Source organism: Rhizobium sp. 01L410, from assembly GCF_056400165.1.
The window spans coordinates 1-25955 of sequence record NZ_JBFTST010000005.1 but is presented as its reverse complement, the minus strand read 5'-3'; the positions used below and the strand labels follow the sequence as shown (position 1 = coordinate 25955).

The window sequence follows — 25955 nt, the reverse complement described above, 5'->3', positions numbered from 1 at the left end:
GCTCAGGACAGGCGCTCGCACCTCCTGATTAGCGCTTAGCTGCCGACTATGTCCCAAGGCTCCTAAAAGCCGGCATTATATAGGTTGCTTCCGCGCGAACCGAATTGAACAAATGCGCCAGTTGCTCGTCAGTGTTCTCCGCGAGTATTCCGGTACGGACAAGCGCGGAATCAAAGCCGGACGTTTTCGCGCCGAGGATGTCGTGCTCGATGCTGTCACCAACGCAGACAACGCGGCGTCGATCGTTAATGCCGGCGATGCGTACAGCATGCTCGTAGATCTCGGGATGTGGCTTGCCAAACCACGTCACCGTTCCGCCCAATGCCTCGTAAAGCCGGGCTATGCTCCCTGCTCCTGCGAGGGTAGCTCCATTGTGGAGTTTGTGGATGTCGGGATTGGTACAAATGCAGGGAATGTGTCTCTCGGCCGCCGGACGTATCATTTCGCGGTAATCATCCATCGCGATGCGCTCAGACTCGCTGCCCGAAATTATGATGAGCTGAGCATCCAATGCGTGTTCGGTGGAGACGAGGCCAAGACGGTCGGCAAGATTTCGATCTCCACCGCTTGAAATCGTGAGGCAGGTCGAACCGCGAACAATCGTCGATCCGGGGGAGGAAAGCACCTCGTAAGCGACATCGCCCGAGGTTACAAAAAAGTCGAAGCTGTCCGCAGCAAAACCTAGCTTGACCAGGCGTTCGGAGTTGTATTCGCCGTTTCTTCCCGAATTAGAAAGGATGACTATCATCTTGCCTGCGGTAGCCAATCGAGACAACGACTCGATAGCTCCTTCGTAGGGACCGGTGTCGTCTCTTAGTACTCCGAACTGGTCGACAAAAAAGACATCGTATCGGTCCGATAGCTGTTCCAGGGTGATCGGTAGCGGTTCACGCATTTTCGTCGTCCAGGTGGGATAGAACCATCGCGGCGGTACCTGTTGCGGCTTCGACTGACTTGGCTGGCAATATATCGATGCCCAGCGCTTTTGCCCTCATTCTTGTCCAAGCCGGATTTTTCGCCCCGCCGCCAACAGTTCTGAGGCTTGCCAAAATAGGAGAACCGAGTTCGCGCAGCCGTTCGTAACCGAGACGTTCGATCTCCGTCATCCCCTCGAGGAGAGCCTGAAAAAACATACCTTCGTCGGCTGGTCGAGGACTGAGGCGCGGCAAGTAGTGCGGGTCGTTGACAGGAAATCGCTCACCGGGCCGCAGAAGCGGATAGAAATCCAGACCCAACCGTCGTTCAGGATCGATCGTGCGTGTCAGCTCGTCCAGGCGTTCGTCTCCGATCAGAGCGCGCAAGACATTGCCACCGCTATTCGAAGCGCCGCCAACCAGCCAGAAGTCGCCAACACGATGGGAATAGATGCCGTATTGTGGGGCATTGATCGGTTTGTCAGACGCGAGTTTGAGTACGATCGTAGATCCAAGTGCGGTCACGGCATCGCCAACACTAGACGCACCTGTGGCTAGAAATGACGCGCACCCGTCCGTCGTTCCTGCGTGGAATGTGGCGGACTGCGGAAGTCCAAGCTGGTGAAGATAGCCTCCGACCGATGCGATTGGCTCGCCTGCGCGATAAACTGTTGGAAGTTTAGATATATCCATGTCAGCGGCCTCAAGCCAAGCCGGCCACAAGCCTCGGTTCAGATCGTAACCCGTCTTGAGAGCGTTGTTTTCGTCGCTGATCCTCCCGGGGCACCCGAGCTTCATCAAAATCCAGTCGGCTTGGTGCACCACGGTTGCGACACTCGGAGCTTTCGAAAGGTGGACGGCGCGTGCAAGACCGGAATTCGCACCGGTCGCGGTTGCGCCTGATGGTGCGTTTGCAGCGATCCGCTCAACCACCGCAATGTCGGGGCAGGGCTCATTGTACATGAGCACTGATCCGCTGGGCTCGTTCGAAGCGTCGAGGGCCAGCACGGTCCCGGAGGTGCCATCGACGGCCACACCTTTTAGAGAGGTGAAATCCACTTTCTGGGCTACGGCTTGTAACGCCTCCTGCACCCGGATCCACCATGCCTCTGGTTGGCGAAGTTCGTCTGGCGATCTGAAGGGTGATGAAGCGAACGCGACTTGATTGCCGTCTCCGTCGATGGCAGAGGCGCGAGCGCCCGAAGTGCCGATGTCGATGCCGAGTGCAACGGCCTGGCTCGATTTTTTGGTCACGCAGGCTGCCTCACGGAGCCGCGGTCGAGTGCTTGGCGATACTGCTCGGCCTCCCAATGAGTCAGCTCATGCTCGTCGCTCTTGGAAAGATAGGCCACGGCTTTGCCCTCCGGAATTCGGCTGACGACTTCGGCGAGGCACCGGGCCATGACTTCACCACCGGCGGTAAGGGTGCTGGAGAGCAGGACGCCCTTACCGGGAACCAGGAGCATTTTGGGAATATCGCGTCCTTCTCGTGTCAACGCGGCTTCATAGTCCGTCGCGCTTTTCCCGTCTTCGAGCACACCAATTTCGGTGCCGAGAAATATCACGTGATCAGGATAGAGGGAGCCGCCAAGCGCGGCCGATCGGTTGGTCTCCGACAGAGCGATCGAGTGACTTCTAATGTCTTGAGCAGGGTGAAAGTTCGATCCTTGCGCCATCGTCGTCAGCGCTTCGATATCCAACCCACCAGATTGACGTGGCTCAGATGTCAGAGCATCCGTCACCCTTTTGATTCTCGCCGCCACTTCTTCGACCGAGTCGCCGCAGACGATTATGCCATGATTGAAAAGGATGAGAACATCGGGCTTCGACGCTGCGGCTTTCTCGATTTCGCGTGCGAGCGGCGTCCCCGGACGCCGGTAGGGTATCATGCCCCATTTGAGGTCCGTGAGAAGGCTCATTCGTGCACTCAGTTCTTCTTCGCGATCCTCTAGAACAGAAAGTGCTATCGCGTTCACGCAGTGATAGTGCGCGACCACCCGACTGCCGAGTGCAGCGTGGAAACTCGTTTCAATCGATGGTCGTAAACCGGTGGAGTTCAGCTCGGAAACGATGAAATCGGTGGATTTCTCCGCGCGCGGATCGCTATCGCGCAAGGCTCTCACCAGCGGATCGACGACGACGGGAACCATTATGTCTTGATCTTCGGCTTTGGAGAGCCACGTGCCGGAGGCCTTCACCCACATAACGCCGTCCTGCTTGATGGACGTGTTCCCGCCCGCGCCTTGGGTTTTGAGGATGTCATTTCCAATCTCGCGCGACAAGCGAAGGAAGGCTTTGAAAGGCGCTGTACCCCTCAAGTCGGTTTTTGACACGTCTCTTTCCTCCCAAGTTGAAACATGCTCGCTCCGGCATCTGTTTTTTTGAGCAAACTTTTTCGTGATCTTATTTATATGATTGAATGTCGTCAACCGTGAAGAAATTTAAGCTTCGGTATTGCGATGTAAGCTACGCTGTGATTATTGTTCCTCATTGACGCTGAGGGAGAAGCGTCACGGAGGATTGAATTGAACGATTCCGATCGACATCGTCTGATCACGGAGCTACTTCGCGAGAGGCCGTTTGCGTCTGTCCGAGATTTGCAGGAGCGCCTTGGCGTTTCTCCGGCGACGATCCGCCGTGACATCGACAAGCTGGACGAGACCGGCGTCGCTCGAAAAGTTTATGGTGGGATATCGGCGAATGAATCGTCAGCTTCGGCACGGTTGTCGGCGCGGCCCTACGATGAGAACCGGGACATCGCAGTCGATGCCAAGCGGGCGATTGCGGAGAAGGCCGCGAGCCTCGTTCGTGACGGCGACTCGATCATCGTCCATGCGGGATCGACTTGCTATCAACTCGGCTTGCAGTTGGCGCGCCGAAATGTCCGGCTCTATACCAATTCAATGCCGCTCGCGGCCTACCTTGGCGAGCACGGCACCTGCAATCTGACACTGGCGGGCGGAGTGCTGTACCGCGAACCTGGCATCGTCCATGACGCGTCGGCCGGAGCGCCTGACTTCTTTGCTTCCCGATTCTTTCTCGGTACGCAAGGCATTGGCAGCGAAGGTCTTCTGGAATCGCATCCCCTCCTGACCAAGGCCATCGGCGAGCTCAGCAGCTGCGCCGACGAGATCGTGCTTTTGGCCGACAGTAGGAAGCTTTCGATCCAGCCACGCAACATCGTCCTCCCTCTTTCAAGGATTGGTACGATCGTTATCGATGATGGACTTTCCGACGCCGGAGCGAAGATGCTTGAAGATGCCGGCGTCACGATCATGATCGCCACTCTCGGAGGACAGTGATGACGGCTTCGAGATCAGTTGCGGTATTCGATCTTGGCAAAACGAACTCCAAGCTCTTTATTTTCGGGGAGGATGGGTCAGTGCTGTCGGAAGATCGCACAAAACCCCTTTGGATCGAGCATGCAGGCCTTCGCGTGCTCGATGACGATGCTCTTTTCAGCTGGATGAAGATAGCGCTATCGAAGGCGATTGAAGACCATGGCGTCGGGCACGTCATGTTCTCTGGCCACGGGTGCACATTTGCACTCGTGGAACAGGGTCGTCTCGTGCACCCGATCCTCGACTATGAGCAAGAACCTCCACAGCCGCTTGCAGGTCGCATTGACATGCTAGTCCCAACATTTAACGAAACCTACTCTCCTCGGTTACCCCTTGGGTTCAATTACGGACGACATATGCTTTGGTTGGAGGCCAGGAACCCGGACGGCTTCCGGCGCGTAGAAGCCATCCTGCCTTATCCGCAATTCTGGTCCTGGAAGTTTTCCGGCAAGACGGTCTCCGAAGTTTCCTACGTCGGATGCCATTCCCACCTGTGGGCACCGCTGAAGGACGACTTCAGCAGTCTGGTCGATAGTCGAGGCTGGCGAAAAAAAATGCCGGTTTTCGAGCGGGCAGGGACGGCGCTCGGCGAATGGGACGCTCTTGAAAGAGGCGACTCTGCCGGCTCGATAGTGGTCCACAATGGCGTCCACGACAGCAACTCCGCCCTTTATTACTACCGCTCTATCGGCTTCGATGATTTCACGCTGGTATCGACCGGCACCTGGGTGGTCATATTCAATTCCGCTTGTCCTCTAGAAGCGCTTGATGAACATCGAGACATGCTCGCCAACGTCACTGTAGACGGCAAGCCTACCCCAACGATCAGGTTCATGGGCGGAAGGGAGTATGATCTTGCCAGCGGAGGTTGGAACAGGAGCGTGAGTATCGATGCGGTCTCCCGGGTTGTCGCCAAGGGAGTATTTGCACTGCCATCGTTTGCACCTGGCGGCCCGATGCAAGGTTGCGAGGGACGATTTGTCGGCCCTGAGGTCGACGGTGAAGAACGTGCAGCCGCCGCGCTACTCTACGTCGCACTGATGACCAATTTCTCACTCGATCTGATCCGGTCGACTAACCCGATCGTTATCGACGGCGGCCTTGTAAAAACAGGTCTGTATGCCGAGCTTCTCGCGCAACTGCGGCCTTCCCAAGCCATTTTCACCAGCGCGACTGCCGAAGGCAGCGCGTTCGGTGCGGCTGCACTGGTCTTCGAAACGATGAGTAAAAAGCCGTTCGCAAACAAGACGAAGATGGCTGAACCGCTGCAACTTTTCGGGCTTGAGGCTTATGCCGACACGTGGCGCGCTTTGGTGGAAATCGAAGGACCCGATATGGCGACGCCCAAGAAGGAGCTTCACGCATGAGCGCAACCGACACCAAAACTCTTGGGCCTGTGCTGGAGATGCGGAACATCAGCAAGACCTTCGCAAGCACGAAGGCGCTGACGAATGTTTCGCTCACCGTATATCCAGGTGAGGTTCACGCTCTCATGGGGGAAAACGGCGCCGGCAAGTCGACGTTGATGAAAGTGCTTTCCGGCGCGTATACGGCCGACCCTGGCGGCGCGGTTCTGGTGGACGGTAAGCCCATCGTTGCTGGAGATCCGATCAAGGCCAAGGCCAACGGTATCTCTGTCATTTACCAGGAGCTTTCGCTCGCACCCAATCTTACGGTTGCCCAAAATATGTTTCTTGGGGCCGAGCCCTCTCGCTACGGCGTTGTCGACAAGGCCGCCGCCCGCGCAAAGGTTGCGCCGATCCTCAAGCAGTTGGGTATTTCCTTTGGTCCGTCTCAACTCGTCGCGACGCTATCTCTTGGCGAGCGGCAGATGGTGGAAATTGCCCGCGCTTTGACGACGAACGCCAAAATCATCGTCATGGACGAGCCGACGACTTCCCTAACCTCGAGGGAAACGGAGCGGCTATTCGAAGTCATCGGCGGGCTGAAGGCACGCGGCATCGCCATCATTTATATCAGCCATCGAATGGAAGAAATCTACGCACTCGCCGATCGCGTCAGCGTCCTGCGGGACAGCGCGTATGTCGGAACGCTAGAGCGCGAGAATCTCTCGGCTGAAAAGCTCGTTTCCATGATGGTGGGCCGGGACCTATCCTCGTTTTACAAGAAGGAGCACGGCGCTCCACAGCAAGCCACCAAAACCATTCTGTCGGTCAACGGCTTGGGTGACGGCCGCCGCGTGCATGATTGCTCATTCGACGCGAAGGCAGGCGAAGTGCTTGGCATCGCCGGCCTTGTCGGTTCGGGACGCACTGAGCTTGCACGTCTCATCTTTGGAGCCGATCGCAAGGCGACAGGCACTGTCACGCTCGAAGGTGTTGAACTCGCAATCGGCGGTCCGCGGGACGCAATGGATGCGGGTATTGTCTATCTGACGGAAGACCGGAAAGGTCTCGGCCTTTTCCTTGACATGACGATAACCGAAAACATCAATATCGGTGTCATTGGCAAGGATGCTGGACGCGGAGGCATCTTGAATTTTGCCGCTGCGAAGGAACGTGCTGCTCGTGCAATAAAATCGCTTTCGATCCGCACACTGAGCGCAAGCGTGAACGTCGGAGCGCTTTCCGGCGGCAACCAGCAAAAGGCGCTGATCGCGCGGTTGTTGGAAACCAAACCAAAGGTCATTATTTTCGACGAACCTACACGTGGTGTCGATGTCGGTGCCAAATCCGAAATCTACCGGATCATCGACGAACTGGCACAGACCGGGATCGCCATCGTCGTTATCTCCAGCGACTTGCCTGAAATCCTTGGCATTGCCGACCGCGTCCTCGTCATGCGCGAGGGCCGCATCGCTGGAGAGGTTTTGGCGACGCGGGACCAGCCAATCAGCCAGGAAGCTATCATGGCCCTCTCCACCGGTTCGGTATCCAAAGTTGCCTGAAACCAAAAGCAAAAAGACGGGATGAGAATATGACCGCGACACCCACTGAACACACGAATGCCAACAAGGCAAAGTTTCGATCGACATTGACCGCGCTCGGTATGCTGCCGGTGCTCGTGATCTTGGCGATCGGCTTTCATCTGTTGAGCGGACGGTTTCTCAGCGTCAACAACCTGTCCATCGTCACGCAGCAAGCTTCGATCAATACGGTGCTTGCAGCCGGTATGACGTTCGTCATTCTCACTGGCGGCATCGACTTGTCCGTCGGATCGATCCTGGCGGCGTCGGCGATGGTCGGCGTCATCGTTTCCCTTTGGCCCGATATCGGTATGCTGGGCATTCCCGCCGCCATCGGTGTGGGACTTGCCTGCGGCGTCGTCAACGGTGTCATTATCTCGTTTCTCAAGCTTCCACCGTTCATCGTGACGCTCGGGTCGCTGACCGCCATGCGCGGCATTGCGCGCCTTCTCGGCAATGACACAACCGTGTTCAACGCCGATCTTCCGTTCGACTTCATCGGTAACGGTTCGCTGCTCGGCATTCCCTGGCTGGCGATCATCGCCCTCGCAACCATCGTCATCTCCTGGTTCATTCTTAAGCGGACAGTGCTTGGCACCTGGATTTATGCCGTGGGGGGCAATGTCGAAGCTGCTCGGCTCACCGGGATCAAAGTTCCGTTAGTTCTGCTTTTTGTCTACTCGATGTCGGGCCTGCTGTCGGGCGTAGGCGGCGTTATGTCGGCTGCACGCCTCTATGCCGCAAATGGCCTGCAGCTCGGACAAGCCTATGAGCTCGATGCCATCGCTGCGGTCATCCTCGGCGGAACCAGCTTTGTCGGCGGTGTCGGGTCGATCTGGGGGACGCTGATCGGAGCACTGATCATCGCTGTGCTCTCCAACGGCCTCATCCTCGTCGGTGTCTCGGACATTTGGCAGTACATCATCAAGGGACTTGTCATCATCGTTGCCGTGGCACTTGACCGCTACAGGCTGAAAGGACTTAGCCGCACATGACGTGCGGCTTGAGGGACCGGGGTTACCGGATCACGGGCGCAGGGAGCGCCATTATGGAGGAAAGTATGCGTTTGTTCTCTAAACTGCTCATGGGCACTGCCATCGCGGCCGCGATTACGATGCCGGCATCGGCAAAGGATCTCCAAAAGATCGGCATCTCCGTCGGTCTGCTTGGCAATCCGTTCTTCGTGGCGACGATCAAGGGGATCGAAGACCGCGCAAAGGAGATCAATCCAAATGTTCAGGTCACCTCGGTTTCCGCTGACTATGACCTCAACAAACAGGTTTCGCAGATGGACAGCTTCGTTGCGGCCGGCGTTGACATCATCATGCTGAACGCTGTTGACGCCAAGGCGATTGCCCCGGCTGTCAAGAAGGCCCAGGCAGCCGGCGTTATTGTCGCCGCCTTCGACGTGTCCGCGCCGGGCGCTGATGTCACGGTCATGACCAACAATATCAAGGCCGGTGAAGAGGCTTGTGGTTATATTGTCGATCAGCTCAAGGGCAAGGGTGACGTTGTAATCATTAATGGTCCGGCCTCCTCGTCGATCATCGATCGCGTCCAGGGCTGCAAGAACGTGCTTGCAAAAAGCCCTGATATTAAAATTCTGTCGGACGATCAGAACGCTCAGGGCTCACGCGATGGCGGTCTTGCGGTCATGCAGGGTCTCCTCACCCGGTTCGACAAGATTGACGCGGTCTTTGCGATCAACGACCCGACAGCTATCGGTGCGGAGCTTGCAGCCAAGCAGCTGAACCGCAACGAATTCTTCTTCACCGCCGTGGACGGCGCACCTGACATCGAGAAGTCGCTCGCAAGCGGTAACTCGATGATCAAAGCATCTGCATCGCAGGATCCGTATACGATGGCCGGTGACTCGCTAAAGATGGCAGTCGATGTACTGAACGGCAAAAAGCCCGCCCAAGACACCGTACTTCTCGATCCGCAGCTCATCACTGCTGACAACATCAAGGACTACAAGGGCTGGACAGCAGCCCGCTAACCCGTCCTTCAGACGATCCGCCGATGCTCGACATCGGCGGATCGTCGCGAATTCATGAACGAACAGGAATTGTTTCGATGGCTAAAATAGGCGTTCATTCTTTTGTCTGGAGTGCCGGGTCCTCTAAAGACGAGCTGGAGCAGACGCTCGTTCGCTCTCATGAATTGGGTTTCAAGCTCGTTGAGTTCTCGTATCTCGACCCGGAGCAGGCTGATGTCAAATGGCTGGCTTCTCGCATCAAAGAACTAGACCTTGACGTAGCCGTTAGCATGGGGCTTCCACTTGATGGCGACATATCCAGCGAAGAGCCGTCTGTCGTCGCAAACGGCGAAGCAATCCTCGACCGCGCCGTCGCACTCGTAAGTGAACTTGGTGGATCCAAGCTCGCCGGGATTCTGAGCGCAGCTCATGGAAAACAGGAACAGGCGCTAACACAGCGGGGCTGGGACACAAGCGTGACGACGTTATCTCGTGTAGCCGAGCGTGCCAGCCGGTCCGGGGTGACGTTGAACCTGGAAATCGTCAATCGCTTCGAAAGCAATATGCTAAACACCGCAGCGCAAGGATTGGCGTACATCGCTGACACCGGCGCGTCGAATGTTCTGCTGCATCTCGACACATTCCATATGAACATTGAGGAAGCCGACGTTGGGCTCGCGATTCGTAATGCAGCCGACAAGATCGGCTATATGCACATTGGCGAAAGCCATCGCGGGTATCTTGGGACAGGCAACATCGATTTTCCGGCAATTTTCGATGCGCTCGTGGCAATCGGTTGGGACGACTACGTAACGTTCGAGTCCTTTTCAACCAGCATCGTGGATAGAGATCTCTCGTTGAAGACTGCAATCTGGAGAAATCTGTGGGACGACAATGTAGCACTTTCGAAGCATGCACGATCCTTCATCCAACTCGGGCTTGAGACAGCAAAATTGAAAGCGCAGTTGGTTAAAGCGAAACATTTGTCCTGGAAATAGCGGCGAATTGGGCTGCGACCAAGCAACGGGCGACGTATATGTCGTCGTCGCGGGTGAGGTGGGTGGTGCCAACCGAACCGCCGATCCATGCGGCACTGCGAGGGCGATGAACCCCAGGACCGCACCGGCCGAAACTGCGGTCGTGGCCGTTTGGGCAGCTTCGGTAGCCTGCTGCTTTGCTTGGGAAACAGCACCTCCATCTGCTGCTCGTGGTTCTGCGCCTTGGCGATCGCGACGGCGGCTGGATTGCTAGCTTCCGCGGCCTTGGCCTGGTCGCCCGTAAACGCTGCGCGGACCGATGCTTGCAGCGTCGCGGATCTTGCGTTCCATGCCAGCCATCGGATCGGTCGCCGTGGCAAGGGCAGGGACGGCGGTCGTCGCCGCAGCAAATCCCCTTGTCCGAATGTGCCATAGATGACAGCGTCCCGTGCGCTTGAAGTGTCGCCTCCAAGAAGCGGCACAAATGATCGCAAGTGTGACCTGGCTGGTCTTGTAACGCCGCCCATCTCCAGGACCGAAGCGAAGATATCGACTGTCGACGTTAAAGCTTCTATCCTGCCCTCATGGCATTTCAAATGGGGATGCCAGACCATCAACGGGATGTTGGCGTGGCTATCGAAGTGCGGAAACTGCTTGCCATAACCGCCACGCTCGCGGAGGTCGTGCCCATGGTCGGTGGTGACAATAAAAGCCGTGTCGTCCCACATGCTTTCTTCATCCAGTCTCTGAAGTAATATCCCGAACCATTTGTCAGTCATCGTCAACTTCTGGCGAGTCATTCAGGACGGCGATGCCATCAATGCCTGGCGCGGCCACATTGGTTAGCAGCCGAACTTGTAGGAAACCGTGCCTGGCCCTAATTCAATTCAGGAACGCGGCGACCGCGCTCGAAGATTGCGTTCGAGTGCGATGAGAACAGCTGTGATCGGCAGGTGCTTCGGATGGCGGATGGCCCAGATATCAAAACAGACCATTGTCCGCGTGATCGACCTCGAGACTAGTGGCAACGGTCCGCATGACGTGTGCGAAATCGGCTGGCAGGATGTGATACAAACCGACGACGGTCGCTGGCAGCTCGATCTCGAGCGCGGTTCGCTCCTGGTCAATCCAGGCCGTCCGATTTCCGCCGAAACGATGGCCGTCCACCATATCCGTGATAGCGATGTGGCGGGAGCGCCTCTATGGAAGGAAGTCGCAACTTCGGTGCTTCAGCCCACCCGACCGGTTGTCGCGTTGGCTGCCCACCGCGCCAGTTTCGAGCAGCGTTACTGCACCCCACGCCTGACGGGCGGCGCGCAATGGATATGCACGTGGAAATGCGCGATGAGGTTATGGCCGCATCTGCAACGATTTTCGAACCAGATGCTTCGCTACCAGCGAATGCCTGAGGCCTTATCCACCAGCTAGGACTTCCAGCTCATCGGGCTATGCCGGACGCCTACGTCACCGCGCACCATCTTCGCGACATGCTCAACGTGTCGTCAATTGAACGGCTGCTCGCGTGGAGTGCTGAGCCGGGACTTCTGCCCCGGGTGCCATCCGGACCTGACCGCGGTAAGTCTTGGGATTTGATAGACTCTAAGGTCGTCGAGCAGTTCTTGATGGATCGTGATCGAGAGGTCCGGTTTACCGCCGAAACCGAGATGGTTAGGCGAGGAGCAGCATCGGTAGCTGACGTCGATAGCGAGCCGAGCCAAGGCAGTTTGCTGTAATAAATGAGCTGCCACGGCGCGGTATCAACAATGCAAAGCCAGGTTGACCTGTCGAGGATCGAGCCGTCTTCGGGGCCCAGCCTCTAGGCCGAGACGCCGTCCGGAAAATGATCCGCCTCCCACGCCTCGTCCAAGGCGGCAGAGTAGTCCTCCTGTTCCTGCCTCAACTTCTCAAGGCGTGATCGCTGCTCTTGGACGAGCGCGATCATCGCCTTCACCTCCGTCCGCTTCCTGTGGTTTGGCTCGACCTTCGTCAGCTCTTCGCCGTCGAGAACTCGCGACGCTTTCGAGTAGACGTCGTTCACCGCGAGCCTCCGAAACTGACCGCGCCGCTCGCGGAGGAGGCGAACTGATGGGCGGCCTCGGATCTCGATGCGAACTTCGTGATCCAGGTGGCGTTTGTCGAAGCGGCTCAAGCGGCCGGTATGAACGTGTTGTCCGACGACCTCGCTCGATTAAAGATGGCGATCTGACAGAGAGATGCTCCGCAGGGGTAGGGCGGGGCGCGCGAAGATGCAGCAGGTAGATGAGCCGGAGATTTTTTCGTTTTATAGAAAAATATCACGTAAGATTCTCTATATCGAAATTGACAGAAACATGAGTTTTCGATAAAAAGAAATATTATATGATATTTTCGGCTTATGGAATGAGTATCAAGACTGAAATCGGAAGACAGGTATCGAGTTTTCGCAGGAAGCGAGGGCTGCGTATCCACGATCTTGCACAGAGAACAGGAAAGAACCCCGCTCGTATCAGCGAGCTCGAAAATGGTAAGTCCAATAGCACGGTAGACTTCCTCAACGAGATTGGAGCAGCATTGGGGCTAACGCTGATGTTCGTGCCAAATGACAGACTTGCCGATGTGCAAGCAATAATTGGTATTCGTGACCGTCAAATAGCACCGGCCTACGACCTGCCGACTGTTTTCGATGAAGTATTCATCGACGACAGCGAAACCGGCGAGGAAGGCCTCGATGCTGATCGTTAACCGGGCCGGGTTGATAGGGATCACGTTCGCGGTAGCCCCAGGGAAGGAGCTGCGGGTTGGATCATTGATGCGTGAGCCATCAGGGACGGTTAGATTCTTCGTTGACGATGGTTACATCGCTCTTGGCAAGGAGCGTCCGCTTGTCAGTGTCTCATGGCGAGGTGCAAATGAGGAAGAAACCGTCGCTCGCTTGAGGGCGACGGGAGATAAGGTAATGTTTGGTGGCTCGTTACCTTCCTTCTTTCAAAACCTTCTGCCAGAAGGTGCGCTCCGGGAGCTCGTCGAGAAGGAATTCGGTGCTGGAGCGTTTGACAATTTCGATGTGTTGGCAAAACTAGGCGAGGACTTGCCCGGCGCGCTGATTGCTCGCCTGGAGGCAGGCAGTCCAGCGCTTGCGGCGCGAGTAGACAAGCAACCGGCGACCAAACCTGCTCCTTCTGAAGAGATCAGATTCTCTCTTGCAGGTGTGCAGCTGAAATTCTCAGCGACAAATCGGGCTGCGTTGACAATCCCTGCGAAATCCGGAGACGGCCATCTCATACTCAAGACCCCATCTCCCCAGCACGCATTTCTTCCAGAAGCGGAGTGGACCGCGCTTAAACTTGCTGCAGCCGTCGGCGTGCGCGTCGCGAACGCGGATTTGATTGCACAGGAGAAGATAGACGGAATCCCTGCCGAGTATCTGTTAAAAGGCCAGCACTCCCTTTCCCTCGAGAGATTTGACCGGGGACCAGAGGGCCAACGAATACAGTCCGAAGACTTTGCCCAGATTGTCGGCGCGATGGGGGATCAGAAATACACCAAGGCCAATGAGGCAACCGTCATGAACATCGTTCAGCGGTTTTGCTACGACGGCAGGGGTGAGCTTCTAGAGAGCGTACGGCGTATCGTGGTCAATTTGCTGCTTGGAAACGGCGACGCTCACTTGAAAAACTGGTCATTCTTGTATCCCCGGAGCGGAGAAATAACTCTGACGCCCGCCTATGATATAGTGCCGACATTCCTTTATGGTGATGCGAAGATGGCCCTGGAATTTGGAGGGACGAAAGATCCAAATCTAGTCGGATTACGCAGGTTCGAGCGGGCGGCGGGTGCGCTCAAGGTCGCACCAAAGGTGATAATTGATCAAGTCATCGATACCGTTCGAAAAGCGGTTCACTCTTGGCCACCGATAATCGACGAAGCGCCCTTACCCTCTGAAATGAAGGGCAAACTTCTTTCTCGCTTGTCCACCCTCTCCCTCGTGCGAGAAGTTGTTTCAGCGTAGCTAAAACCTCGCTGATCAGACGAGGAGATGATTTGCGCTGAAAGCTGACGCCGGACTGCGGCAGACTTCTCAGTGCAAATCCCGGGTCAGCTTTCAGCGCAAACGCATGGCCCGCCCTTTTTGCAAGTAGAATTTTTAGAACCCTGAACAGTCTGCTTCAACGTATTCGGTCTCACGGTCATGCAGTGGCCAAGATGGATATCCGCACGTCCGGAGCCTCAATAATCAACACGGCTTCAAGCCATTTGCACTGCTGGGCTTTCCGTACGCCGGTCAACTGTCAGGCCATCTATGGTCCTTCTCGCAAACATCATGGGCTGCAGATAAACGCAGCCAATCTTCTTACGCTGTGATGGCGCCGCACGCGCGATCGAATGGACGTTCCTTTCGCAAGACGGCCCAGGCAATGCGGGCGAGCTTGTTTGCCATCGCCACGATTACGACGTTGCGGTGCAGGCCGGGCTGACGCGAGCGTCCGCTTCCTTTGCGCGAACGCGGTGCGGCGAAGTTCCAGTCCGCTACGAAATGGAGCGCCTCCAGCTGGTGCCCATGGCGAATGTGCAGGTAATGTCGCTGCGGCGCGTACAAGGAGCGCCCTGCGGCCTCCGCTGTCGCCCAATGAATACGGCAGTTGTTGGGGATAGATCGGTGCACTTAGCTACGAGGTAGGCCCGGCGGGAGTGCATTCCCATGCAAAAGACCCACCGTGAGGGTTTCGCGGCGGGTCCTAGGCCTGCCCTGGGGCGAGACCGGCGGCTGCGGTGCTGCCAGAAATTAAGTAAGCATGCTATCGAACTCACGGCAATTCTACGGTGGGATTACCCGGCCCTACACCTCGTGCCATTCCCACAGGTGGCTTGCCCAGACAATGACAGCCCGCTCCTGGCGTTGCTGTGCAAAGCAAGGTGAACAATATGAACAGTTGCTGCTGGACATGTGTGCAACAAACCGTATCGATCTCGGCTATGCCAACGGTAGCGGGGTGAGAAAGCGCATAGTGGATCAGGCCAGCGGCAACCACAAAAGACGCACCGATCAAACAGAATGCCAAACGCAAAATCGTCATGTTTCCTCCTGCATGCTACGACGTCACAATCGCGCAAAATTCGGTGCAGCACATCTTGGCTATCAGGGGGATAACGGCGATCATAGCGAGAAGCGGTTACAGGCAGCCAATTCGGCTTAAGTCGTATGGCCCGGTTGTGTTCTCGTCAGGCACGGCAAAACTGACAAGATAAGCGGTGGGGGAGCGTCCATGTTCATGCTGACTGTCGGATTACCAATTGCATTTGCTGTCGTCCTGATTATTGCAGGGTTGCTGAAGTTGCTCGAACATGCGGTTGCGGGACCGAACGGTGGCTCCGGCAAAGCCGATCCCTAAATGGCGCCTTTGGTTGTTGTTTAGCTCGATCTACTGCCAAGAGGGTCACGGTCGATGCCGATCGATAGCGTCAGCAATACCCGGTATAGCAATTTCAAAGCGGTCATCGGCATGCGATCGATGGACGATTCGTTTCCCGCCGCTGTGCTTTTAATCTGCACGTCCTGATCCCGCTACCTTGATCATCGATGAAGGCTTAACCCGATTTAACAGGATGCGGTGACGATAGGCTCGTTGAACGGTCCTCGTTACGGCATGTTGCGTTGACGTTGCTCACCCCGCCCGATGCCCGCCGCCGCTTTCGCGTTGGGCGGGGTGAAGGTCCCCGGAGCCGCCGCTTCCTGCATATCGAATAGTCTTTCAACATTCGCGGATCTGCCGAACAACCAGAGAATTCGCCTTCGCCAATCTCTGGTTGAAGTGCTGAACGCTCCCAGCAACGTTTCAATCGGCGATGCGAGATTTTGACCCAGGATGGTTTCATATCAAGCGCGACGGTCTTGGCACAGCATCTTGCCCCGGATGGCAGCCCCCCGCATCAGTCTCAAGCGAATTCGCCAAGGCCTCTCACGGACATCCCTGTCATCGGCTGCCGCAACGAAAATTAGCAAGCAAGAATATAGGGAGTGACAAATGTGAACAACTCAAGAACGTGTTGCGAACGAGAAATACAATCTGCGAGATTGCAAGTGTTGGTCATTTGCCGGACGATTGCGCGTGTCTGCCGCCCCGTTGGTTCTGGACGAAAATCTCTTCCAGAACCGACAGCATCTTGAGAACGCGAGGATCGCGTGTTGCGTAGTAAATGGTCTGGGCGCTCCGTCTCGTGGAGACCAATTTGTCGTGCCGAAGCTTGGAGAGGTGCTGGGAGAGCGCTGATTGCGAAAGCTCAACATACTGCTCAAGATTGCCCACGGATGTTTCGCCCCTCGACAACGCCCGCAAGATCTTTAGCCGGTTGGGATTGGCCATAGCTGAAAGAAGGGCGGCTTTCTTTTCAGCCAATCTCTCGTGTTCGTCGCTCAAACTGTACGCCTTCCGTAAGGTGATGTACCGCAATTACGGCTAGCGTTAATCTGCCGGCCGCAAAAACGGAAGCAACCCAAAGATCATTGTTTTGGTCCGCGGTTCGTGCTGAGAGGTATTCGCTTAATGATGCCAAGCATTTGGGCTTGACGTTGATGAGCTGAACATCTTGAAGCTTGGCGCAACGCTGGCGTGGACGAGAACCCGCACCGGTGCGTCGAAATGGAGACAGCAATGTCGGTCACCGAACTGAATGACCGTCGATACTTCACCGCTGTCGTCGCCCATGGCGGTTATTCGGCAGCCAGCCGCAGCCTTGGCATTGCAAGATCGAAACTCAGTATTCGCATCCAGAAACTTGAGGATGAGTTGAGCGCGCGGCTGATAGAGCGCTCAACGCGCAATTTTCGCGTAACGGAGATCGGAAGAGCTTTCTATGAACGCTGCGTCGCGATCCTGCAGGCCGCCGAGGACGCGAGAAATGCAGTCATCAGCGCGCAGGAGCGGCCGCAGGGGCTTGCCCGGCTGGATGTCCGACGCCATTCTTCGAGCTCGTCGTCACCCGGACGGTTTAAAATTTTCTCAAGCGCTATACGGATGTTTCCGTTCAGGTGGTCGGAACTGAGCACAATAGTGATCTTGTCGGTGAGGGGATCGATCTTGAAATCCGTTCGAGCCGCACGCGTGAAACGCAATCCAGCATCGTCATGCGGCGTTTGCGCAAGACGTCCTCGGTCCGGTAGCCAACCCGGACGATAACCCGCTGTTGATATTAAGCTTCAAGGTAAACGCTAGGACGCAGCCAGTATGGCGAGGTGTCTGATATCACGTCAGGGAGAAGCGCGGTTTGCGGAATGCGGGTCCGACCAAGTAGATCGCTCCTGCAATCAGGGAAAGATGGCAAAGTGGCACCAGATGCCAGATCGACCATCCCCCGTATACGACAGCAACCACCACGAACCCTGCCGAGACGAATGGCGCGATATCGATGCCAGGAATACCGCCGTGACGGTAACGGCGAAGATCGAATGGACGACTTGGTAGAGCCCGGCGCGCATGACCCGTTTCGATACAATAGTTTTCTCCCGATCTATTGCCTCATATTGGGGTAAAAGGCCGGATTATCGCGCGAAACCATACCGGCCCGCATTCACACCAAGATGACATGGCGTATTGTGTCCTTACGCCCGTACAAGAGAGGTGTCTCAAAACGGCACGGCTTTCACCCGAATTTAAACCTATTGCGGAATGCTTGTGGAGCGGAGAATGCCGCGCCTGGATCGACTCAGCTGCGCGTTCCAAGTTGCGTCGCCGCCCCGCGGCAGGAGCCCGCTGACCCCCGCTTGACGCGCGGCGGGCTCCGCATTTGATGCGTGTCTCAAAGCGCAATGCCGGCCTGAGTAGTTTGTCAGCTCCTCTTTTCAGACGCTAGGTTCAGGTGCGCCTCCTTGCCAGACATAATCGTGCGCCATCGACATTTTCACCTGACCGTGCGCAACCGGCCGATCGATGCGTCCGCTGTGAAAGAGACCGGAAGGAACGAGGTCGCCTCCGGACAAGATTCGCTTGCTAGTCATTATGCCGTCCAAGCGGCTCGATTGACTCTGCGCGTTGGACATCCGACAACATCTTCGCCTTTAAAGGGAGAAAACCGATGGCCGACGAAATTACCCAGAACCCTGCTGCCGACACGGCGGCTGTTGCTCCGATTGCATCTGCTCCTGAAAAGAAGAAACGTGCTCCCCGTACGCCTAAGGTTGCGCCCACTACTGCTCCTGTCGCAGCTGCCACGACCGGAAGAGGGCGCAAGAGCGCCGCCGTAAAGGCTGACGAGACCAAGCCAGATGCCCAGCCTGTGGTACGTCGTAGAAGCAAGGCCAAGGTGGAGGGTCCAAAGGTTGATGGGCGCAAGCGCGCTGCGGCCCAGACTGCTGCGACGGTCGCGATTTCTTCCGCCGCCGATGAGATGACCGAACTCCTGAAGCTCGAAGACGAGAACAAGCGCCTGCGCAAGCAGCTCGGTGACAAGCTCCGCGCCGAAAATGTCGACCTTCGCAAGAAGCTCGGCGTTAAGTAATTACCAGCGACGGCGGTTGCTCAGGCTGCCGCCGATCCTAGATCCCTCAGGTCTGGCAACCGGGTTCGCGCCGCGGCCCCGGCTGCAATGTGTTCGGGGTATATTACATGAAATCACCATGGAAACTTCTGGGCCAATTCATATCGCGCCGCGATGCGAACAGGGAGAGCGGCGAAGAGGATCCCGTCCTGCATGAGGATCCTGCCGACAAGACGGTGCAGGTTCCTGCGTCGCCACAGACCCTGGTCGACCTTCAGCCCCTCTCGACCAACAGCAGCATGGACGAGGATCGTTCTGCGGGTAATGCGCCAGCTGTTAGTGATGGGACAGAGACTGGCAAGACGCCATTGGCAGTAATCGCTGGCGAGACAACGCCGCCGCCCCCGGTCAGGCAGCCAAAGCAAAAGGCTCGTGCGGCAGGCGGAAGGGCTCAACAGCCGCAAGCCAATACCGCCGAAACGGGCGCGCCGCCTGCAGACAAATCGACCATGCCGCCGGTTTCCCCGCCAGCGAAGCGGTCCAAATTACGGTCTGGCGTTGAACCGTTAAAAGCTGAACCGGCTTTGAGTTCCGAAGCTGCCGAGCTGGATGACGAGATCAGGCAATTGAGGCGCCAGTTGGCTGGCAAGTTGCGCGCGCAGAACGAACAGCTTAAGGCGATGCATGCGCGTTTTACACGCGGCTGATGGACCCGAACACGTGACATAGGAATGACATGAGAAGACAACAGCGAGCCTTCGTTGTCGAAGTTAGGCAATCGCGCCGCCGAACCCGTGGCACAAAAGCCTCCATCTGGAGCGGCACTGCTCTTGAGGCGCTGACGCGCGAAACTGAAGCGGACAGGGGCGAGGAGCAGGCGCCTGCTATTTCAGCCAAGACCTTGCCCCAAGCGGTTCCATCCGATCATCGCGACAGGTCCGTGTCTTCGGAAGGCAATGCAGAGCAAGCATTGAGTTTACCAGCTGAAGCAGAGGCACGAGAGACACAGCGTGAGGCTTTAGTGCATGGCACCGCTCAAACCGATAGTGCCGGCCTGGATGAGGTTGTCCATACCGTTGCTGCCGCTAGACAGCCCGGCAAGCCAGAACATGTTTCGCGATCGCCGGTCCGGCAGCGACGAGCAAAACAGGTTGCCGTCCTGCGTGCGGACGAACTTTCCGAACTCGAAGCAGAGAACTATCGCCTGCGGCAGATGCTGCATGCGCGGCTGATTACGGAAAACGCAGAGCTTCGGGGAAGGCTTGCGCGGTTCAACACCTGAAATTCGCTTGATATTCTAAGGTCGATTGGCGGATGTGCGTGAAAAGCGGCCTTCTCTGTCGTCTCAGCCGGCAATTGCGCGCTGACAGGTCGGCACCGCTGTGGGATGAATGGCCTCGCGGCCCGCTCATTCTGTCATATTTGATGGCGGCCCGGCCCTTGAAAGCTGTCCGGTCGGGTCGCATTTTAAGAGAAGCATTTCCAATCGCTCCCAAGCGAGGCACACTGCAGAAGCCGGTCGTGATTCCGTGCTGCGTGCGACCGATGCAAGTCACTTCTCGAACTTTACGAGGTGGGTGTTGACGCAGTTTTTCGAGACAACGCAGGGCATCATGGTGATCGGCGCAATCATCGGAGCGGTCGGTTTTGCGGCCGGTTCGATCGTGCCGAGCGCGTTACGATGGGCGAGTGGAGGGCGCAGACGCGTCGAGAAGGCGGCCGCCCGCAGGTCCGCGATGCTAACCGTCCTTGCTTTGGACGATTTCGTTGGCGCCGCTTACGCCGCAGCCAACGACGAGCCGGAGTTTAACCCGGTCAACGAGGGTGAATTCGTCTTTCACACTCCCGACCCCATTCTTGTTCTGCCGTCGGCTCAAGATATCATGTTGCTCGGAGAAGAGTTTTTCAACGAGACCCTGTGGCTTTCTAACCGCGTCGCCAACCTTGGGAATGCGCTGGACAGTCTCGATCTCTCGAGCCCCGGTTTCGACAGCTTCTTTGAACGTCGCCAGGAAGGATATGCGGTTTTAGCCGCAAAGGCGATGGACCTTATCGAGCGGATGTGCGCCGAATTTGAACTCCATCTTCCGGAGAAGCCTGACTATTATCAGCAGCGCGAGGGGTTGGCATCGGTCGTGCAGGCGGCCGGCGAACGGCGATCGCGAGCTAAACCAATTTCCGGCCCCCTTCCGGCCAACGGTTCCAATGTGACGGAGCTCTTCCCCAAGACAGGCGGAGAGGGCTGGACGCCGGGTGTCGGCGGCTAGAGAAACGACATTCCTGTGTAACGTTGCAAGGCGCCATCTTGGCAGGCTGCAAGTGTTCATCTGCCGGCGAATCCTCTTCAGTTGGCCGCAAAACAGCGCCAACTCTGAGAATTGATTTCCATGGCCTGTGGCCCGAGTTAGGAAACGATTTTGACGTGCTCATGATAGAGGACGCCAGCTATCACGCGAGGTTCGTTCGATAGGTTGAGACAGAGCTACTGTGACGCGTGATCATGGCACATGCCTCGACGAGATGAGAGCTTGTTCAATTGTCCGCACAAGCATTGCCATAGCAGCGACGGCAACGTATCCAGGATTGCTGGTCGAGGCTTTGCGGGCCGCTTGCGCGCGGGTGCAGCCAGTCCTCGTTATCGGGTCTTGTTAGCTCCAGGGTCTGGCGCTGAAACTACGCCTATGGACGGTCCAATCACCCGATCTGGGGCTACGCATCATTGAACAGAGCTCTCGCGGTTTGCTTGTTTGACGGTGGCGCTGGGTTGGATCAATCGGTGGTCTTTCCTGACCTTTATCGGTTCGAGCAAGGCGGCCTCACCGTTAATCTCGTTCTTCGATTTGCCTGAGTATAGATCGACCTTTCCTGTCCAAGGGTGCCGGATTGCTCCTATATGTCTTTGACGGCTGACGCTTTAGTCTCGATGAAATCTGTCGAAAGGACGATTCGCGAGTTCGTCCCCATTCCATACCGGCCACCTTCAAGCGAAAAAAGCTTCGAGGCTAAGCCACGCTCGTTCTATTTATGTTCTTGAAACTCCCGCCAGGCTATGTTTGAAAAGCACTCCCATTTCCCTAAGGTGGCGCCATGGACACAGGACAATCGATTCGACCGTCGCAGAAGCAATCGGGCGCGTATTTCACGCCGGATGATATTGCGGCCGCCCTCGTGCGTTGGGCGCTGCGTCATGACGACGATCGGCTGCTTGATCCATCCTGCGGCGATGGCAACTTCCTTGTCCACCACCGCAATTCCGTCGGCATCGAGCAGGACTTCGTATCAGCGCGCTCTGCCATGGACCGCGCTCCCTGGTCGCTCGTGCACGAGGGCGATTTCTTCACCTGGGCGGCGGAGACGTCGGAACGCTTCGAGTGTGCAGCCGGCAATCCGCCATTCATCCGCTACCAGACCTTCAAGGGCGACATGCGCAAACGCGCTCTCGCCCATTGCTCATCCCATGGTGCACGCTTCAGCGGCCTGACATCATCATGGGCGCCGTTCTTGGTGTCGACAGCTACGCTTTTGAAGGCCGGCGGCCGCCTGGCTTTTGTCGTGCCGGCCGAGATCGGCCACGCTCCTTATGCTGCGCCGCTGATCGAGTATCTCGTCGCCTCGTTCCGGCAGGTGAAAATCGTCGCCGTTCGCCAGAAGCTGTTCCCGCAACTGTCCGAAGATTGCTGGCTTCTCTATGCCGATGGCTTCGGCGAAAAGACCGATCGCATCGAGCTGTCAGTCGTAGATCAATACAGACCGGCCGCACAACCGCCCGCGGCGACAACCTTTGTCGACGTCGGAGAGTGGCGTTCTATCTGGAATAGCAGATTGCGGCCGTACCTGATTTCGGAAGAGGTAAGAGGGATTTATCAGGCAGCCGCGGCGGACCCGGACAGCCGTCGGTTTTCGGAATTCGCAGCCGTTGGGATTGGCTATGTCAGCGGCGACAACGATTTCTTCCACCTGAAACCGTCCCTGGCTGAGAAACTCGGGATCCCATCACAGTTTCTGAAGCCCTCGGTGCGAAACGCGCGCTCGCTCCCGAAAGACGCTATCACCCAGTCTACGGTGACGGACTGGCAGGCCAATGACCAGGCAATGCTGCTGCTTAAGATCAGCCGCGGACAGGAAGTGCCGGCCACAGTCAGGCGCTATCTCAATAGCAATCCTGGTCGCGAAGCCCGGCAAGCCTACAAATGCCGGGTGAGGGACCCCTGGTATTCGGTTCCCGATGTCCAGGAGCCCGATTACATCCTTCAGTACATGTCGGGCCGCGCAGCGAGCCTTGTCAAGAACGACGCAGGTGTTACCTGCACAAACAGTGTCCACGCTGTCAGGCTGCGCGACCGTAAGCTCGCAGCGAAACTCCTCCCCTCGTGGGAGACGCCCTTTGTCCGGTTGAGCTGCGAAATCGAAGGCCACGCGCTTGGGGGTGGAATGCTTAAGCTGGAGCCGCGTGAAGCCGGCAACATTCTCTTTGCGGCTGGTCGCCTGATAGGCAAGAAGTCCGCCGAGGCAATTTTGGACTCCATCCAGACGCTTCAGCGCTGGAGACACTATGCCGACTGAAATCGAAGGTAATGTCTGCCGTTGGACGACCGAAGCAGACGCGCTCAGGGAATTCGCGGAATTCTCAGGCAAGACGCAAAGTGCTAGCCACATCAAGCCTCTGCATTGGTATGTTGCCTGCCGGCTGGTGATCGAGGGAGGCTTCGATCCAGTCGACATCACGCCGCGGCCGCCATTTCGGGTAGAGCGCAAATCTGGCCGCGCGCCTATTCTCCACTACGATCCATCCGTCGCCGGCGGCGGCGAACGGACGGTGCTTGGCGGCCTGAAAACCAAGAACGTCGATGTCGTCGTGACCAGAGAAGGGATCGGCCCGGTGCTGGCTGTGTCATGCAAGGGCGTAACCGGCGCGTTCCGTAACCTGACCAATCGCATGGAAGAGACGATCGGCGAATGCACCAACCTGCATATCACCTATCCGGCTCTCGTCCTCGGCTATCTCGTTCTGCTGCGGGCAAACCGACAGACGGAACGCGCGCTCGATATCGCTGCCGAAGCTGTTGACGACGTCAGCAATGAGACTGCCCCCGCGAAGGCCCTGGCGGCCAACGACATTGCGATTGCAATCGGCGGCGAGCCGGTCGCCGGGATCGTCCGCTTCCACAATGCGCTGCGCGAGCTCGTCGGGCGCCGTGGGATCCGTGACGATGTCAGCCGCTATGAAGCAATCGGTTTCGGCCTGGTCGAAATGGAAGGCCCCACCAAGAACAAGCTTTTCGAACCTTTCCCCCCTGAAAGCAGCCCGCTTGCGACGACCGGTTTCTTCGAAACACTCTATCTCCGTTACGATGAGCGCTTCGTTACCAGCGCGCCAGATCTGAGCCGCGTGACACGTAGGCTCGAGTGGGATATCAGTTCGCCGGCTTTGATTCAGATCAACAATCAGATGTACGGCGCCAGAACAGCTGGGTAGCAGTGCCCAGCGTCGCTAAGCCGTGTCTGTAACGGACCTTCTTCAAGATCGGGTTCTACCGCTTGATCCCCGCCACTTGTGATGTATTACGACGACATTTGGCGAAAGTGATTCAGCCGCTCATTTTGGGAAGATCGACAGGATGTAGGGTCAATGCCTGAAATTCAGCTTGGCCGAGTGACAGACGCATTTCTCTTCCTTTCCGCGGCCCACTCCGCACGGAACGAATTTCCTTCCTTGCCGTTCATGACGGAATCAAGTCGCAGACGGAGGACAAAGATGTCACGCAACAAAGACAACGGCATCGACCTGAAGGCAAGCCGAGCAAAGAAGTCGGCGCGTCAATTCGCGCATGGTGGCCATCCCGCGCATAAAATCCTGCCGGAGCAGGCGGTCAAAAACAACGTGCCGCCGCCTGCAATGGATGACTATACGATGATGATGATCCAGGCGATGGAAGGCCGATCGTGACGACAAGACGATCCGCATGAAAAAAACAGGCGGACGCCGTATCCTTTCACTGCTTGGCGCGTTCTCTCCCGGCAATGAGGAAACACCCATGACCGAGAATTCGGCATCACAGCCCAGCGACTTCTCCAACTTACGGAAACACGAGCCGCGTCAAGGCTTCGCGAAAACGGCACAAATTTTCCTGACAGCGGAACAGCGTAGACGCGAGGCGAAGCAAGAACGGCACGCTCTGGCGCTGCAACAGGCTCAAGAGCAGGGCCGTCAGCTCTAGCGTAGTCGTGCTGTCTCGACCGACAATCCCGGTGCGGCCGCCAAATTGAGACGGCCGGCGGTCGGTCACCACAGCTTTGTAGCGAGGTTACAGTGAAGATTCGGACAGCAGGGCCTGAAGACGCTCTTCCTGTAAGTGAAATGCTCAAGCGGCTGGTTGCTGCCGGAAAGCGAACGGCAAGAGCAGACGTCGAATTCGTTCGCGAGCACTATATCGACAATCCAGCTGGCATCCGCTGTTCGCTGGCTGAGTACGACAACGGAAACCTACTCGGCTTTCAATCGCTGATCCGAGCGACTGATGATAATCCCTATGACACGCCAGTTGGATGGGGCATCGTCGGCACGCATGTCTCTCCAGACGCAGCCAGGACTGGTGTCGGGCGCGAGCTGTTCGAGACGACCCGACAGGCGGCCATCGAAGCGGGGGCTTGAGAAAATCGAGGCCTTTATTGGAATAGGCAACGACATTGCACAGGCGTACTACGAGCGGATGGGTTTTCGAACGTATCGGACAACCGAAACGACAGTCTGCAAGTGCTGGTCACTAGATGGTTCTGGTCCCTGACCTTGCATTGCGCGCTGGCGGTTCGAAGACAGAATCCCGTTCTTGCTCTGCATCACGCATCGATCATCACGGCGGATCTCAAAACTTCGCTACCATCCTACTGAGACTTGTTTGGGCCGGCGGATATTCCACGTCCTGACTTCCCGGTGAGGGACGTCTCGGGTGCGCGATTTGCAGATGCACCCGGTAGAGCACGAGGGAACGTCCCGCCAGTGGCCGGCGATTGATCGCAACAGCTTGCATTTCGCATTGCGGATAGATGACTTCGATGGGGTCGTCGAGCGCTTAATTCCTTTCGATATCACTGAGGGCCTCGATGGCGATCCCGAGCGCATGCTTTTCTCCAGCGGTTGGGTCGCTGGTTTTCCGTAAAATAATTTACGCGATCGTCAAAGGCAGTTGAATGGCGCCCTGACATCCGCCGTTACGAAGAAGCTGTTGGTTTCCACGCAGAACTGAGCCGGTTAGGCGCATAATTTCCATTGAGAATTGAGCCATGTGAACCTTCCCCCAATGCGGCGAGCGGCGGGGGCAACGGAGTGATCCACATGGGACTTTTAAACATCATCCGCCGGATGGCGTT

The 25955-nt window shown here is 57.0% G+C and carries 27 protein-coding genes and 2 pseudogenes; 22 read left to right on the top strand and 7 right to left on the bottom strand.

All coding sequences use genetic code 11. The features are described 5' to 3' along the window. Positions 1–46: 46 nt before the first annotated feature. The 3 genes from AC1DV9_RS12155 to AC1DV9_RS12145 are packed head-to-tail and all read right to left on the bottom strand — an operon-like array spanning position 47 to position 3247. Positions 47–895 carry a TIGR01459 family HAD-type hydrolase gene (locus AC1DV9_RS12155; protein WP_477948036.1) on the bottom strand — a complete coding sequence of 283 codons (849 nt, stop codon included), beginning with the start codon at positions 893–895 and terminating at the stop codon, positions 47–49. Beyond that, positions 888–2168, bottom strand: a complete 1281-nt coding sequence (locus AC1DV9_RS12150; protein WP_477948034.1) for an FGGY-family carbohydrate kinase — start codon at positions 2166–2168, stop codon at positions 888–890. Before AC1DV9_RS12150 ends, AC1DV9_RS12155 begins: the two co-directional genes overlap by 8 nt. Further along, the gene (locus AC1DV9_RS12145; RefSeq protein WP_477948032.1) at positions 2165–3247 is read right to left on the bottom strand and encodes a class II aldolase/adducin family protein; all 1083 of its coding nucleotides are present in this window, start codon (positions 3245–3247) and stop codon (positions 2165–2167) included. The genes AC1DV9_RS12150 and AC1DV9_RS12145 overlap by 4 nt, the downstream gene beginning before the upstream one ends. Before the next feature lie 192 nt (positions 3248–3439). On the opposite strand from AC1DV9_RS12145, the gene AC1DV9_RS12140 reads away from it, so the two are divergent. The 6 genes from AC1DV9_RS12140 to AC1DV9_RS12115 all read left to right on the top strand — a co-directional run bounded on the left by AC1DV9_RS12140 (position 3440) and on the right by AC1DV9_RS12115 (position 10157). Continuing rightward, positions 3440–4216: a DeoR/GlpR family DNA-binding transcription regulator gene (locus tag AC1DV9_RS12140; RefSeq protein WP_112389163.1), complete on the top strand. Its 777-nt coding sequence runs from the start codon at positions 3440–3442 to the stop codon at positions 4214–4216. Next, entirely contained in the window at positions 4216–5622 is a 1407-nt protein-coding gene (locus AC1DV9_RS12135; protein WP_477948030.1) for an FGGY-family carbohydrate kinase, read from the top strand. The genes AC1DV9_RS12140 and AC1DV9_RS12135 overlap by 1 nt, the downstream gene beginning before the upstream one ends. Then, positions 5619–7163 carry a sugar ABC transporter ATP-binding protein gene (locus AC1DV9_RS12130; RefSeq protein WP_477948028.1) on the top strand — a complete coding sequence of 515 codons (1545 nt, stop codon included), beginning with the start codon at positions 5619–5621 and terminating at the stop codon, positions 7161–7163. The genes AC1DV9_RS12135 and AC1DV9_RS12130 overlap by 4 nt, the downstream gene beginning before the upstream one ends. Before the next feature lie 29 nt (positions 7164–7192). Then, complete coding sequence (locus AC1DV9_RS12125; protein WP_477948027.1) at positions 7193–8176, top strand: ABC transporter permease subunit; 984 nt, start codon at positions 7193–7195, stop codon at positions 8174–8176. 65 nt (positions 8177–8241) lie between these two features. Next, positions 8242–9180, top strand: coding sequence for an ABC transporter substrate-binding protein (locus tag AC1DV9_RS12120; RefSeq protein WP_112389159.1), 939 nt, complete (start codon positions 8242–8244; stop codon positions 9178–9180). Positions 9181–9257: 77 nt separating this feature from the next. Beyond that, complete coding sequence (locus AC1DV9_RS12115) at positions 9258–10157, top strand: sugar phosphate isomerase/epimerase family protein (protein WP_477948566.1); 900 nt, start codon at positions 9258–9260, stop codon at positions 10155–10157. Positions 10158–10714: 557 nt separating this feature from the next. On the opposite strand, the pseudogene AC1DV9_RS12110 reads toward AC1DV9_RS12115, so the two are convergent. After that, positions 10715–10864: pseudogene (locus tag AC1DV9_RS12110) on the bottom strand (sulfatase-like hydrolase/transferase); the annotation flags it as partial. A 241-nt stretch (positions 10865–11105) separates the two neighbouring features. Here AC1DV9_RS12110 and AC1DV9_RS12105 point away from each other — a divergent pair. Continuing rightward, positions 11106–11564 (top strand): 3'-5' exonuclease, encoded by a 459-nt coding sequence (locus tag AC1DV9_RS12105; RefSeq protein ID WP_477948025.1) that lies wholly within the window; start codon positions 11106–11108, stop codon positions 11562–11564. Positions 11565–11952: 388 nt separating this feature from the next. On the opposite strand, the gene AC1DV9_RS12100 is transcribed toward AC1DV9_RS12105, so the two are convergent. Next, entirely contained in the window at positions 11953–12174 is a 222-nt protein-coding gene (locus AC1DV9_RS12100) for a hypothetical protein (RefSeq protein WP_477948023.1), read from the bottom strand. 341 nt (positions 12175–12515) lie between these two features. On the opposite strand from AC1DV9_RS12100, the gene AC1DV9_RS12095 reads away from it, so the two are divergent. Both AC1DV9_RS12095 and AC1DV9_RS12090 read left to right on the top strand, forming a co-directional pair. Next, complete coding sequence (locus AC1DV9_RS12095; RefSeq protein WP_162698711.1) at positions 12516–12857, top strand: helix-turn-helix domain-containing protein; 342 nt, start codon at positions 12516–12518, stop codon at positions 12855–12857. After that, positions 12844–14124: a type II toxin-antitoxin system HipA family toxin gene (locus AC1DV9_RS12090; RefSeq protein WP_477948022.1), complete on the top strand. Its 1281-nt coding sequence runs from the start codon at positions 12844–12846 to the stop codon at positions 14122–14124. The genes AC1DV9_RS12095 and AC1DV9_RS12090 overlap by 14 nt, the downstream gene beginning before the upstream one ends. A 342-nt stretch (positions 14125–14466) precedes the next feature. On the opposite strand, the pseudogene AC1DV9_RS12085 reads toward AC1DV9_RS12090, so the two are convergent. Beyond that, a pseudogene (locus tag AC1DV9_RS12085) lies at positions 14467–14580 on the bottom strand (IS110 family transposase); the annotation flags it as partial. Between the two features lie 412 nt (positions 14581–14992). Here AC1DV9_RS12085 and AC1DV9_RS12080 point away from each other — a divergent pair. Both AC1DV9_RS12080 and AC1DV9_RS12075 read left to right on the top strand, forming a co-directional pair. After that, the gene (locus tag AC1DV9_RS12080) at positions 14993–15310 is read left to right on the top strand and encodes a hypothetical protein (RefSeq protein WP_477948020.1); all 318 of its coding nucleotides are present in this window, start codon (positions 14993–14995) and stop codon (positions 15308–15310) included. A gap of 69 nt (positions 15311–15379) precedes the next feature. Then, the gene (locus AC1DV9_RS12075) at positions 15380–15505 is read left to right on the top strand and encodes a hypothetical protein (RefSeq protein ID WP_477948018.1); all 126 of its coding nucleotides are present in this window, start codon (positions 15380–15382) and stop codon (positions 15503–15505) included. A 696-nt stretch (positions 15506–16201) separates the two neighbouring features. Here AC1DV9_RS12075 and AC1DV9_RS12070 read toward each other — a convergent pair. Then, positions 16202–16477, bottom strand: a complete 276-nt coding sequence (locus tag AC1DV9_RS12070) for an ArsR/SmtB family transcription factor (RefSeq protein ID WP_477948564.1) — start codon at positions 16475–16477, stop codon at positions 16202–16204. Between the two features lie 288 nt (positions 16478–16765). Here AC1DV9_RS12070 and AC1DV9_RS12065 point away from each other — a divergent pair, with 288 nt between their 5' ends. The 11 genes from AC1DV9_RS12065 to AC1DV9_RS12015 all read left to right on the top strand — a co-directional run bounded on the left by AC1DV9_RS12065 (position 16766) and on the right by AC1DV9_RS12015 (position 25744). After that, positions 16766–17290, top strand: a complete 525-nt coding sequence (locus tag AC1DV9_RS12065) for a LysR family transcriptional regulator (RefSeq protein WP_477948016.1) — start codon at positions 16766–16768, stop codon at positions 17288–17290. An 895-nt stretch (positions 17291–18185) separates the two neighbouring features. Further along, complete coding sequence (locus tag AC1DV9_RS12060) at positions 18186–18608, top strand: hypothetical protein (RefSeq protein ID WP_477948014.1); 423 nt, start codon at positions 18186–18188, stop codon at positions 18606–18608. A 107-nt stretch (positions 18609–18715) separates the two neighbouring features. Next, a complete protein-coding gene (locus AC1DV9_RS12055) occupies positions 18716–19294 on the top strand; it encodes a hypothetical protein (RefSeq protein ID WP_477948012.1) in 579 nt (192 codons plus the stop codon). A gap of 29 nt (positions 19295–19323) precedes the next feature. After that, positions 19324–19869, top strand: coding sequence for a hypothetical protein (locus tag AC1DV9_RS12050; protein WP_477948010.1), 546 nt, complete (start codon positions 19324–19326; stop codon positions 19867–19869). A gap of 298 nt (positions 19870–20167) precedes the next feature. Beyond that, complete coding sequence (locus AC1DV9_RS12045) at positions 20168–20854, top strand: hypothetical protein (RefSeq protein ID WP_477948008.1); 687 nt, start codon at positions 20168–20170, stop codon at positions 20852–20854. Between the two features lie 820 nt (positions 20855–21674). Then, positions 21675–23150 carry an N-6 DNA methylase gene (locus AC1DV9_RS12040; protein WP_477948006.1) on the top strand — a complete coding sequence of 492 codons (1476 nt, stop codon included), beginning with the start codon at positions 21675–21677 and terminating at the stop codon, positions 23148–23150. Beyond that, complete coding sequence (locus AC1DV9_RS12035) at positions 23140–24063, top strand: hypothetical protein (RefSeq protein ID WP_477948004.1); 924 nt, start codon at positions 23140–23142, stop codon at positions 24061–24063. Before AC1DV9_RS12040 ends, AC1DV9_RS12035 begins: the two co-directional genes overlap by 11 nt. A 153-nt stretch (positions 24064–24216) precedes the next feature. Continuing rightward, complete coding sequence (locus tag AC1DV9_RS12030; RefSeq protein WP_477948002.1) at positions 24217–24534, top strand: hypothetical protein; 318 nt, start codon at positions 24217–24219, stop codon at positions 24532–24534. An 88-nt stretch (positions 24535–24622) separates the two neighbouring features. Beyond that, positions 24623–24805, top strand: coding sequence for a hypothetical protein (locus AC1DV9_RS12025; RefSeq protein ID WP_477948000.1), 183 nt, complete (start codon positions 24623–24625; stop codon positions 24803–24805). 92 nt (positions 24806–24897) lie between these two features. Then, positions 24898–25239 carry an N-acetyltransferase family protein gene (locus AC1DV9_RS12020; RefSeq protein ID WP_477947998.1) on the top strand — a complete coding sequence of 114 codons (342 nt, stop codon included), beginning with the start codon at positions 24898–24900 and terminating at the stop codon, positions 25237–25239. Between the two features lie 295 nt (positions 25240–25534). Next, a complete protein-coding gene (locus AC1DV9_RS12015; RefSeq protein WP_477947996.1) occupies positions 25535–25744 on the top strand; it encodes a hypothetical protein in 210 nt (69 codons plus the stop codon). Positions 25745–25955: the final 211 nt, after the last annotated feature.

Excerpts from the sequence above, each read along its gene's own strand:
- AC1DV9_RS12035 (WP_477948004.1), top strand. The coding sequence starts at position 23,140 with ATGCCGACTGAAATCGAAGGTAATGTCTGCCGTTGGACGACCGAAGCA.
- AC1DV9_RS12095 (WP_162698711.1), top strand. The coding sequence starts at position 12,516 with ATGAGTATCAAGACTGAAATCGGAAGACAGGTATCGAGTTTTCGCAGG.
- AC1DV9_RS12050 (WP_477948010.1), top strand. The coding sequence starts at position 19,324 with ATGAGAAGACAACAGCGAGCCTTCGTTGTCGAAGTTAGGCAATCGCGC.
- AC1DV9_RS12125 (WP_477948027.1), top strand. The coding sequence starts at position 7,193 with ATGACCGCGACACCCACTGAACACACGAATGCCAACAAGGCAAAGTTT.
- AC1DV9_RS12155 (WP_477948036.1), bottom strand. The coding sequence starts at position 895 with ATGCGTGAACCGCTACCGATCACCCTGGAACAGCTATCGGACCGATAC.
- AC1DV9_RS12115 (WP_477948566.1), top strand. The coding sequence starts at position 9,258 with ATGGCTAAAATAGGCGTTCATTCTTTTGTCTGGAGTGCCGGGTCCTCT.
- AC1DV9_RS12120 (WP_112389159.1), top strand. The coding sequence starts at position 8,242 with ATGCGTTTGTTCTCTAAACTGCTCATGGGCACTGCCATCGCGGCCGCG.
- AC1DV9_RS12090 (WP_477948022.1), top strand. The coding sequence starts at position 12,844 with ATGCTGATCGTTAACCGGGCCGGGTTGATAGGGATCACGTTCGCGGTA.
- AC1DV9_RS12030 (WP_477948002.1), top strand. The coding sequence starts at position 24,217 with ATGCCTGAAATTCAGCTTGGCCGAGTGACAGACGCATTTCTCTTCCTT.
- AC1DV9_RS12135 (WP_477948030.1), top strand. The coding sequence starts at position 4,216 with ATGACGGCTTCGAGATCAGTTGCGGTATTCGATCTTGGCAAAACGAAC.
- AC1DV9_RS12025 (WP_477948000.1), top strand. The coding sequence starts at position 24,623 with ATGACCGAGAATTCGGCATCACAGCCCAGCGACTTCTCCAACTTACGG.
- AC1DV9_RS12070 (WP_477948564.1), bottom strand. The coding sequence starts at position 16,477 with ATGGCCAATCCCAACCGGCTAAAGATCTTGCGGGCGTTGTCGAGGGGC.
- AC1DV9_RS12130 (WP_477948028.1), top strand. The coding sequence starts at position 5,619 with ATGAGCGCAACCGACACCAAAACTCTTGGGCCTGTGCTGGAGATGCGG.
- AC1DV9_RS12040 (WP_477948006.1), top strand. The coding sequence starts at position 21,675 with ATGGACACAGGACAATCGATTCGACCGTCGCAGAAGCAATCGGGCGCG.
- AC1DV9_RS12055 (WP_477948012.1), top strand. The coding sequence starts at position 18,716 with ATGAAATCACCATGGAAACTTCTGGGCCAATTCATATCGCGCCGCGAT.
- AC1DV9_RS12080 (WP_477948020.1), top strand. The coding sequence starts at position 14,993 with ATGACAGCCCGCTCCTGGCGTTGCTGTGCAAAGCAAGGTGAACAATAT.
- AC1DV9_RS12060 (WP_477948014.1), top strand. The coding sequence starts at position 18,186 with ATGGCCGACGAAATTACCCAGAACCCTGCTGCCGACACGGCGGCTGTT.
- AC1DV9_RS12065 (WP_477948016.1), top strand. The coding sequence starts at position 16,766 with ATGTCGGTCACCGAACTGAATGACCGTCGATACTTCACCGCTGTCGTC.
- AC1DV9_RS12105 (WP_477948025.1), top strand. The coding sequence starts at position 11,106 with ATGGCCCAGATATCAAAACAGACCATTGTCCGCGTGATCGACCTCGAG.
- AC1DV9_RS12075 (WP_477948018.1), top strand. The coding sequence starts at position 15,380 with ATGTTCATGCTGACTGTCGGATTACCAATTGCATTTGCTGTCGTCCTG.